At 58.9% G+C, this 10,073-nt stretch carries 8 protein-coding genes, 1 pseudogene and 1 other annotated feature; of the genes and pseudogenes, 1 reads left to right on the top strand and 8 read right to left on the bottom strand.

The features are described from left to right. Positions 1-585: 585 nt before the first annotated feature. Positions 586-1,287, bottom strand: coding sequence for an SDR family oxidoreductase (locus ABIB91_RS41385; protein ID WP_354172911.1), 702 nt, complete (start codon positions 1,285-1,287; stop codon positions 586-588). A 199-nt stretch (positions 1,288-1,486) separates the two neighbouring features. Then, entirely contained in the window at positions 1,487-1,741 is a 255-nt protein-coding gene (locus ABIB91_RS41380; protein WP_354172910.1) for a hypothetical protein, read from the bottom strand. A 682-nt stretch (positions 1,742-2,423) separates the two neighbouring features. On the opposite strand from ABIB91_RS41380, the gene ABIB91_RS41375 reads away from it, so the two are divergent. Then, a complete protein-coding gene (locus tag ABIB91_RS41375) occupies positions 2,424-3,452 on the top strand; it encodes an NADP-dependent oxidoreductase (RefSeq protein WP_354172908.1) in 1,029 nt (342 codons plus the stop codon). Positions 3,453-3,627: 175 nt separating this feature from the next. Here the strand turns inward: ABIB91_RS41375 and ABIB91_RS41370 are convergent, their stop codons facing one another. The 6 genes and pseudogenes from ABIB91_RS41370 to ABIB91_RS41345 form a co-directional block, all read right to left on the bottom strand. After that, positions 3,628-3,909: a hypothetical protein gene (locus ABIB91_RS41370; RefSeq protein ID WP_502917099.1), complete on the bottom strand. Its 282-nt coding sequence runs from the start codon at positions 3,907-3,909 to the stop codon at positions 3,628-3,630. 128 nt (positions 3,910-4,037) lie between these two features. Then, complete coding sequence (locus ABIB91_RS41365) at positions 4,038-5,219, bottom strand: M24 family metallopeptidase (protein WP_354172906.1); 1,182 nt, start codon at positions 5,217-5,219, stop codon at positions 4,038-4,040. A gap of 1,022 nt (positions 5,220-6,241) precedes the next feature. After that, positions 6,242-7,381, bottom strand: coding sequence for an ABC transporter substrate-binding protein (locus tag ABIB91_RS41360; protein WP_354172904.1), 1,140 nt, complete (start codon positions 7,379-7,381; stop codon positions 6,242-6,244). A 476-nt stretch (positions 7,382-7,857) separates the two neighbouring features. Continuing rightward, positions 7,858-8,727, bottom strand: coding sequence for a CmcJ/NvfI family oxidoreductase (locus ABIB91_RS41355; RefSeq protein ID WP_354172902.1), 870 nt, complete (start codon positions 8,725-8,727; stop codon positions 7,858-7,860). A 240-nt stretch (positions 8,728-8,967) separates the two neighbouring features. Continuing rightward, positions 8,968-9,873 (bottom strand): IS3 family transposase, encoded by a 906-nt coding sequence (locus tag ABIB91_RS41350; RefSeq protein WP_354172900.1) that lies wholly within the window; start codon positions 9,871-9,873, stop codon positions 8,968-8,970. Continuing rightward, positions 9,799-9,915: a sequence feature (AL1L pseudoknot), on the bottom strand. It overlaps the preceding gene by 75 nt. After that, a pseudogene (locus ABIB91_RS41345) lies at positions 9,870-10,073 on the bottom strand (hypothetical protein); the annotation flags it as partial. It overlaps the preceding feature by 46 nt. The pseudogene ABIB91_RS41345 and the gene ABIB91_RS41350, both read right to left, overlap by 4 nt.

Raw genomic sequence — 10,073 nt, 5'->3', positions numbered from 1 at the left:
CGTTATCGTTGGACACGGGACATCGCTCCTTCGGTGGAGAAGTGGAGGCTTCAAGCACCCCCACGATATGCCGCCTTTCCGATTCCCGCCGTCACGAACTTTCGGCGATAGCTCTCAACTGGCGAAGCAAAGCCAAGAGCGAAGCCAAGTGCGAACTTCAGCTCGCTGGTAAGGCAGGCGTTTTTAAAGACGAAACCGCTCGCGGCCTTGTGCATCGCCGTGCGGTTCCCTGCATTCTCTGCAGCGTGAATTCGGGTGCGACTTCCTTTTGCCGCGTTTGCTCAAGCACCCACAAAGCTAGCCTCGAGTTAGACGCCAACGCCGAAAAGATGTGGCCGACACACGAAAGAGCCGCTCACCTTCTCGCTGAGCGGATGGGAACCCCCCGCTTGCTCCCTGCCAGTACGGGCTCCGTTTGGCGCTGCTAGATCCCCGCTGATTTCGCGCCCGTTTTCTTCGGGTCGGGAGCCGCAGTGTGTGGGCCAATCGTGCCGTCAATCCAGCTTCTGCCGAGGCGAAGCTACTGCCGCGCTCTCGCGCGCCAGTAGCTCATGCTCGCACGAGCTTGAGAATTCACTGCGGTGCTCACCAGCGGCACTCAACACCTCTGTAGTCCTGAAATACGCCGCTCGTGCGCGGCGCAAGTTCGGCGATCCGGCTGATGAGGCCGCGTGCGCACTCCTCTGCCGAGATATAAGCCACTTGGTCAGCAACCATGTCTGTTTGCACCCAGCCCGGGTTCAGTAGCGCGACGAGGATCCCGTCACCCGCCCAGTCGCGCGATAGCCCCCGGAACCCATTATTCAGCGCCGCCTTCGATGCCCGGTAGGCGTAGTTGCCGCCGCCGGCCGCCGCGGTGGATGCCATAATGCTGGTGATGGCGACGAGCTTCTTTTCAGTGCTGCGCCTCAAATTGTCGCGCAACGTTTGGGCGATGAGCATCGGCGCGAAGGCGTTGACCCGCATGGTTGCCAACCAACTCTCGGCTTCGATCTGGTCGACGGACAGACCTTTTTGCCGAGGACCATTGATACCCGCGTTATTGATGAGAATGTCAATTGGCTCAGAGCCGAGTGTAGCCTTAAGAGAGGCGATCGAAGCCTTTTCGGCCACGTCGAGCGGGATGACCCGCACGCATCCGCTGGACGAGGTGGCTAGCTTCTGGAGTTCCTCGGCCTTGGCCGGATTACGGCAAGCCGCGAATACCTTGGCTCCGGTGGCGGCATATTGCTGGGCGAGTGCGAGGCCAATGCCCCGGTTGGCACCGGTGATAAGAACTGTTGTCATCTAAAACGCTTCCCCTCACTTTTAGACCAGCATGTTCGAGGTCACTGGCCCTGACCATTACTCGAAATAGACGAAGAACCGACATTCGGAATATTCTGAAGTTGGTTCTCGCGTGCAGCCATCATGGGAGCAGCGATCGACGAGTAGTCAACATGCGTAAAGCCGGAAACCTCGTTTGTGACGAGAGCGCTCGCCTCATTCATGCCTGCAGGCCGTTCGCCACGGGCGCGGATAATGACCGCATCTTTTTCGGAACGATCCATGACGCTTTGAAATAGTTCTTGATGAACGGAACCATTTCTCCCAGATATTTGTCGCGCATTACGCCCGGATTTTGCTTGTTCGCACAGGACAGATCGTGCTGAATGAGAGTGAAGCCTTCTTTGTCAAGGCTCAGCTCATTTACGATCGACCGCGCGTCTCGAATGGTGACGCCGTACGTGAGCGCGGGCACCTCGCTTTGCGAATAGCTAATTTCGGGAGCCTTTTTCCTCGAGTGAGCGCCTGGCAAAGGCCAACGTGCCTTTCACGGTCTTCAGCTGGTCCCGTCTGGTCTGAGTCAGCGACAACGCTTCCACAGCGCTTCCCATTGTTTTTTGCTCCCGCATTTTATGTTTCAGATTGCAGGAGTCCATCTTAAACGCGCGTCAGCGCATGATAGCTCCGAAAACAAGCCCATCATTGCGGAAATCCTGCAAGTCAAGGCAACACCGTGACAGCTTCCGACAAGATGCCCGCACGCGGCCGGGTTGTCACCCTGCGGTCGCGTTTCCAGGACGTCCATCGGCGGACCCACTTCACCTCCAGTCTGGACAAAACCTTTGGGCAACTCGTCGGCAGAGGAAGCAATGAGCCACAGACTGCGGAAATTAGGAAAGCAGCAATTTCCCACGGCGATCCACAATGTGTCGGAGAGCTGGCAAATCATGCTTAAAATGTGCACGAAATGCTTGCCTCGCATTATTCTTTCGATAGCCGAGCGACTCTGCAGCTTTCACCCCTCGATGCAATGTTAGATTTGCGTGTTTACTCTCGGCTTCGGCCGGGACCGGAGCGCCCCTGCAAAGTTGGTGGCGTTCCCGTGTTAGTTGCCGTATCCCGGAGCCAGACCGCTCCGCTCGATTTAGGAGGTAGAAGTGAGATCGCGCTACTGGACGCTTTCGGACAAGCCGCTGCCGGCGTGGCCACAGTTGAATACCTTCGAGCTACGCGAAGCGCCGATCCCCAGTCCAGCCAAAGGGCAGGCACTTACGCGGACGATTTATGTGTCGCTCGATCCGTACCAGTGGCGCTACAAGGCGCGCGGCATCGACGTGCCCGGCCAGCCGTGCCACGCGCGGACTGTCTCGCAAGTTATCGAAAGCCGCATCAAGGGCCTTGCGCCCGGCGACTTCGTCTTCAACACCAACGGCTGGGCCGAATACGGATTGATGGGCGAAGGTGTTCCCCGGCCCAGTTACATGGTCCCGCGCAAGATCGACACCGCGCAGGGCAAGATCTCCTACGCCCTCGGTGTGCTGGGCATGCTGGGACTCACGGCTTACGCGGGCGTCATCCTTCAGTGCGAGCCCAATCCCGGCGAGACGGCTGTCATCTCAGCAGCGTCTGGAGGCGTGGGCCAGCTCGCCGGCCAATTCGCGCGCCAGTGCGGCGCACGCGTGATCGGGATCGCGGGCCGCGAGGAGAAGTGCCGTTACGTGACGGACGAGCTTGGCTTCGATACCTGCGTCTCCCACCTGTCGCCCAGCTTCGCGCAGGACCTCGCTGACGCCTGCCCGCGCGGTGTGGACGTCTATTTTGAAAACGTCGGCGGCAAGGTGTTCGATGCGGTCCTGCCGCTATTCAACCAGGACGCGCGGATGACCATCTGCGGTTTGATCGCCCACTATGGCGAGGATATCTCTCTCAACCCTGCTGCGGAGGAGAAAGCGCGCGCTGAGGCCAGACGGGTCCGCGTGCAAGATCTTTCTGTGGGCGATTATGTGGAAAGTTGGCACGATGCTTTCCTGCGCGAGGTTGTGCCATGGGTCGCCTCCGGCCGGGTACGATACCGCGAAGACATCCGCGAAGGCATCGAGGTCATCCCGGATGCCTTTGTTGACATGCTGAAGGGCGAGAACTTCGGTAAGACGCTGGTCAGGGTGAGCTACGATCCGTCTCTCTGATACAGAACGCGCCGCTTAGACGGCTGTTAGATCGAGACATAATGGTCAACGAGCCACAGACAATCTCTACCAGGGTATGTTGAATAAGCCGACCGGCCGCCGTCGAAGGGCGCGGCGCGTTTCGCAACCGCGCGCGCGACGCGGCGGAACGAGATGAAGCCGAGCGTCTGGCCCATCAGCCGCGGGATCTTGAGCAGCGCGGGACGGCCCTCGGCCCAGCGTCCGGTGCACGGTCCTTGCAACTCTCGAGCGCATCGATGATGGTCTTGGTGATCGGAATGCCCTTGGGGTAGATGGCGCCGGCGGTCCTCGCTGCGGCGATGAACTCGGCCTCGTTCGCCGGCGCCTCGACGCTCTCGGCGTAGATCGGATTGAGCGCTTCGCGCTCGTAGGAATAGTCGCTTCCTGCGACCGTGAAGCTCGCGCCCTTCGGCGTTACAACCCTGTATTTCGGCATTTCTGCTCCCGATTTGATTTGTCGGTTCTTGGTGGGGCCCGGTATTTCGACCGGGCCATTACTTGGTCTACGCGAATTCATTATGCGAATTCGCGGCGCTCGCGCACAATCGAGGACTTTTCGAATGGTCATCCACATTCTAGCTCTCGAGAATAATCGGAGATGATCTCGGCGCCGGTCTCCGTCACGAGTATCAATGCGCTGACGCCGACGCTCGCATTAGGGTCAGGAAAAAGCACCGGCACGATATGAAAGACCATGCCGGGTTTCAGGACGCGCGAATCTCCATCCTTCAGATCCATGATCGCTCCCTCACCCCAGCCCGGACAGATCCCGACCCCGACGGAGTAGCCGGTTCGATGGACGAAGGCGTGGGAGAGGCCTGCGCGAGCCACGGCGCCGCGACACGCCTTATCGACATCGCCGCTGGTTGCCCCGGGTTTGATGGCGGCGATCGCCGCGTCGAGGGCGGCCTCGGAGGCATCGGCTGCCCGACGAATACTATCGCTTGGCTTACCCATGGACCAAGTTCGCATCAGGGAAGCGCTGTACCGCCTCCAACTGCCGGATCCCTCGACCTGAACCAGGTCACCTTTCTCGATGCGTCGACCAGCCCAGGTTCCATGCGGAAGTGCGGTACGCGGGCCGGACACAACGTAGGGAGGTCCCGCCATATACTCGCTCCCGGCGGAGATCGCTCCATGATGGAAGGCTGCGGCTACGTCATTCTCCGTACGGCCGGGACGGGCGGCCTCCTGCGCCGCCTTGAACCCTGCGTTCCGCGCCTGAGCTGCGCGACGGATGTAAGCAATCTCCTGTGAGGACTTGATGGCGCGCCCCCCGATAACCCCAGATCCATTGATGAACTTGGCTTCGGGCAAGGCGGCGCATAGCGTTTCATACGCGCTGACCGTAAAAAACACAGAGTTAGCGTCCACGCCGACGGTTTTTCCCGCCGCACCCAAATCGGACAGCGTCCGCGCAAGCACCTCGGCCGGGACGTCGGTGTCCTGCCAAATCGCGGAATTGCGATAGTAGGAAAGCCATTCGACGTTGACTTGCTCGTACCGACGCACCACCAGAATCGGCTCGTTGGAGTGCGTCACGACCAGAGCTTGAAAAACGTAATATCCACGGGTGATAAAACCCGAGAGATAGTAGATGTTCTCGGGCGAGTTGAGGACGAGGTAATCGATTTCGCGCTCGCGCATTGCCTTACGACATGCCGCAAGGCGAGCATCGTATTCCGCAGGAGTGAAGGGTAGCTGGTCGATTGCCTCAGGCGGCAGAAGATCGCAGTGCGCTGTCATGTCTGGTTGTTTCCCTCAATCGAAGCGTTGTATCCGAGGTCGGCACCGTATTCCATCACGCGATCAGCACAGGTTGAGGAACTTACGATCGCTACCTCGCTGTGAGGTGTCGTCTCTGCCCTTCCTTTTGAATGGCAGATAGCAGCGGGCAGTCACCGCAGGCCTCTCGGTTCGGAACAAGAACCTCACCCACTCTCAAATTGGAGCGCAGGAGCGACTCCTTGAGGTCCTCAGCAAAGATGCCCTGGGGGTCTGGAAGCGTGATGGTTGCCATAAGCTTGGCTCCATTTTCTTTTGGTGTCGAACACATCTGTGCGCCGCGCAGCGATGGCAGAGATGATTGAATGATTGTCCGGTCCATTTCCTGGAAAGCCAACGGCTAATCCAAGAGCCGACAACCACCTGCTTGTCCTTCGTCCTCGCAAACCGCCATCAGACCGTTTCGCTCTCCTTCAAACGCTACCCTGAACGTCGCGCAGCATTTTACCAGGCTTGCCGCTACACCGCGGAATTTCAGCGAGTCCCTCGTCATTTAGCAGTTTTGGTGCATGGAGTTCATCGCGCAACCCGCTCTTGGTGTGATTCGGAGCAATCTGCTACCGGGACTGCGGATCTGTTGCAGCTGAGACGCGCAATTTGGCATGTCTTTGTATTTTGGTGATCGCTCCGAAGGTCGGCGATCAGGGGCTTCAAATGGCAGCGAAGCGACGCCGTCCTTCGGACGGCTATGGCCGGCCCACGACGGCGTCTTTCATTCGGCAACGTCGCGCTGAGATTTCCGACAGGCGATAAGATGCGCAGGGCCTTCTCTCATGCAAACCCTAAAATCCTGGCGCCGGCCGCCTGACTGAGAGCCAGGAAATCACGCAGGCATCCCAACGACGTAGAGCACGGTTGAGGTTAGCTGCGATCCAGACGCTCCCGACGAAGATGCCCTTTGGCTCCAGGAGCCAACTCTGCCAGCGAACGGCGCGGAGGCAAAGTTGGCGAAGACCCTGATTTCGCAGCGGTAGCTTGCGCGATTAGCGGGCCCGCCACGCCAGCCACCGATCCTGGATGAAATCTGCGTTCGACTTACCATCCGGACGCTTGGCCGCGAGCCAAGCGGAATCCTCGACCGCCAATTTCGATGCATTCTCTTCGTTAATGCTCAGCAGGGGAACGAGATCAGGCGGCAAATGCTGGAGCTGATTGATATTTGGACCTGGATAGCCTAGGGCCAGTGTTGAGCCGGCGGCAATCTGAGCCCGGTTTACAAATGCGATCAGCTTCTGCGCGTTCTTGCTATTCGGGCCGCCTTTGAGCACCGTCCAGTAGTTATAGGTTATAGGCGCGCCATCCCACACTATGCGAATCGGTGCCCCCTGGCGAATCGCCGTGATGGCCCGGCCGTCATAGCAGTTTGTCATCACATATTCGCCGTTGAGCAGCAGCTGCGCAGGTTCTCCGCCGGCCGTCCACCATTTCGCCACGTGCGGCCTGATCTGGTCGAGTTTCTTGAATGCCCTTTCGATCTTCTCTTCGGTCAGTGGCCAGCGATCTGAAAGCGGCACGCCGTCAGCTGCGAGTGCAGCCTGGATATTGCTCCTTGCATTGGCGCCGAGAAGCCCACGCGGCCCAGGGAAATCCTTAACGTTCCAGAAATCGGCCCAGTTCTTCGGGCCCGCTTTCGGAAATGCCCGTTCGTCGTAAGCAAGCAGGGTCGCCGTTCCATACGAGACGACCGCATCGTCAAAACGGGCCGTCTGTGGTGTCCCCTTGAGCGATTCATCGTCCCACAAGTCGTAGTCGATGGGCAGAAACATGCCAGCCTGGTGCATGTTCGGATAATTGTATGCTTGAATGATTGCGGTATCCCAATCGACGCGCCCAGCCTGGCTCATCGCCCTCACCTGCGGCTCGGAAAAATCCGCTATCACATCGACGACAGAGATACCCGTCGCCTTTGTAAAGGGGTCGTAGACATATTTGCGCAGTCCTTCCGTGTACGAACCGCCAAACGAGAACACGACGACTTGGCCACTACCGGCAAGCTTTTCCTGTGCCCAGGCGGTGGTGGCATGGGCGATGAAAGGTACGCTTAGTAAGCCCGCCGTTGATTTTAGGAGCGAGCGTCGGCTCAAGCCACGAATCAAATCGGCAGAAGGCTCCTGTTTGGTCATGACGTTCCCCTTTGAAGCAAAAACTAGATGGTCAGTTGCATCACTAGTGAAGATTCCTCAAGATCATCAGAGGCAATGAAGCCACAGGTTTCGTGAGCATCGCCTCGTGAGTTAAGGGCTAGCGGGCACTCAGATAATCTCGATGGGCATTCGTCGCTCACTCATTTTGTTTGAGCAAACGGGCGTGGGCTGACCACCGGATAGTCGCCGCCGTAGTGTTTGAGAACGACGCTGATGCAATTTCTTTGGAACAAACCGCCCGCCGCCGGTTAAGGCAGCAGTCCATTACTTGGCCCTTGGGCTCCCAAAATGGCGGCGCATTGCCCCGCGGACGCCTGGTCGATGACCGGGCTCGCACCTCCGAGCGGAACCGCAGCCATTTGCGAGCCACCTTCGTCCTATGTCCAGCGGCATACCGCTCGCCCAGAAGCTCTCGGGCACTTAGGATCCGAGACGGTCGAAGCACGTCCATCCGCTTAGTCGTAGTAGACAAAGAAGCGGCCCTCAACACTCCTACGGGGCTTTGCATTGGGGTAAGCAAGACGATTGTCAAACGCCGAGTGAGCGCCCCTCGGATTGCACCTGTCTTCGGAATCATAGCCCTTAAACAGGATGAATTCGTCTGACGTCATTTCAGGGAAGTAATACCAATGGTGAAGAGGGCTGTAGTGGACATGCCAGCTCTTATGCTTGATGCCAAAGCCCTCGTAGACGGTCTCGATCAAATCCGTATCCAACACCGTACTGCCATCGCACATCGCGAGCGGGATATCCTGCGGCGGCGGCGACAGAGCATGCCAAGCTTGAATGATCAGCAGACGAGAATACGCTCGGATTGGAATGCCTTGAATTTGATCCTCGCGAGCAGCGATCATAGGGCCAGCGATCGGCGAATAATCGACGTGAGCAAACCCAGCGGCGCTGTTTCTTACGAGAGGGCGATGGCCCTCTCCAGCTGGGAGCGCCGCTCCGGGCGTACGAACAATGACCGCATCTTTCTTGGGAACGACCCACGAAGCATTGAAGTAGTCCTTGATGAAAGGGACCATGTCTTCCAGATACTTGTCGCGCATCACTTCTGGATCAGCCTCTTTCGCCCAAGGCGCCTTGCGCTGAATGAGTGTGAAGCCTTCCCGGTCAAGCGATAGTTCGTCCACGATGGGGCGCGCGTTGCGGATCTGCACGTCATAACTGCCGTAGCCCAAGGGGACATTGTAGTTCGGGACGACGACCTCGGGGGCCCTATCCTCCGGCGAGCGGCGAGCAAAGGCGATTGCCCCCTGAACGGTTTCCAGCTGATCGCGAGTCACTTGTGTTGACGATGAAGCTCGTGCTGCGTTTGTCATGGACGCTTTTCCCTAGTTTCTCGGTTAACCTATTAAGGACAGTGTAGGCCCGATCTAGCGCAGATTTTCTGCGTGCAGCACGCCTAATACGCGTAAATTCAACAGATGTGCCTCGGTTGGCGCGCATTTCGCGCAAGCGTCGGCCCCGCTCGACGGAAGGCTTGCCGCTTCTGAACCGTGGCGATCTGGTAATTGGGAAACTAAACCGCCCCGGGATTGCCGGAGGCCATTTGGTTTAAGTTATGCCGCCGTGGCCGGTTGTTCCAGCATGGCGTAGTAGCGTTGCTCGGCTTCGGCCGGCGGTATGTTGCCGATGGGCTCCATGAGCCGTCGGTTGTTGAACCAGTCGACCCATTCCAGGGTCGCGAACTCGACGGCCTCGAAGTTTCGCCATGGTCCACGTCGGTGGATCACTTCGGCCTTGTAGAGACCGTTGATCGTTTCGGCGAGAGCATTTGTCGTAGGAATCTCCGACGCTCCCGACCGAAGGCTCGACGCCAGCTTCAGCCAGGCGTTCGGTATATTTGATCGAGACGTCTTGACTGCCCTGTCGCTATGATGCACGAGCCTGCCACGCTGGACCGGCCGTCGATCATGCAGGGCCTGCTCCAGCGCATCGAGCACGAATCCTGCGTGCGCCGTGCGCGAGGCCCGCCAGCCCACGATCCTGCGGGCATAGGCATCGATCACGAAGGCGACGTAGACGAATCCGCTCCAGGTCGCGACATAGGTGAAGTCGGAGAGCCATAGGACGTTCGGCCTCGGTGCCTTGAACTGGCGGTTGACGTGATCCAGCGGACATGGCGCCGCCTTGTCGCTGATCGTGGTCTTGACCGGTTTGCCGCGGATGACCCCTTGCAAACCCATGTCCCGCATCAGTCGCCACACCGTGCAACGGGCAATGTCGAAGCCTTCGCGCTTGAGCTGGCGCCAGACCTTGCGCACGCCATAGACGGAGAAGTTCTCATCGAACACGCGCCGGATATCGATCTTCAACCTGACATCCTGCCTGGCGCGCGCCGACAGCCTGGCCGGATCGCGCCGCTTGGCCACATGGGCGTGGTAGGTCGAGGGGGCGATCGGCAACACCTTGCAGATCGGCTCGACCCCATGCGGCCCACGATGATTGTCGATAAAGGCGATCATGGCTTGGACCGGCGGTCGAGGTCCGCCATCGCAAAATAAGCGCTTGCCTTGCGCAGGATCTCGTTGGCCTGCCGAAGCTCGCGGTTCCCCCGTTCCAGGGCCTTCTGCGGAATCCGAGGCAAAGCGGCCACCGATTCCGACGGAAGGCGGCCAGCGATTCCGATCGAAAGCGGCCACCCAATCCGAACGAAGGCGGCCAC

The sequence above is a fragment of the Bradyrhizobium sp. JR4.3 genome, from assembly GCF_040547695.1.
GTDB classification, from domain to species: Bacteria; Pseudomonadota; Alphaproteobacteria; order Rhizobiales; family Xanthobacteraceae; genus Bradyrhizobium; species Bradyrhizobium canariense.
The sequence above is the reverse complement of the archived record's forward strand: the minus strand, read 5'-3'. Positions and strand labels throughout refer to the sequence as shown.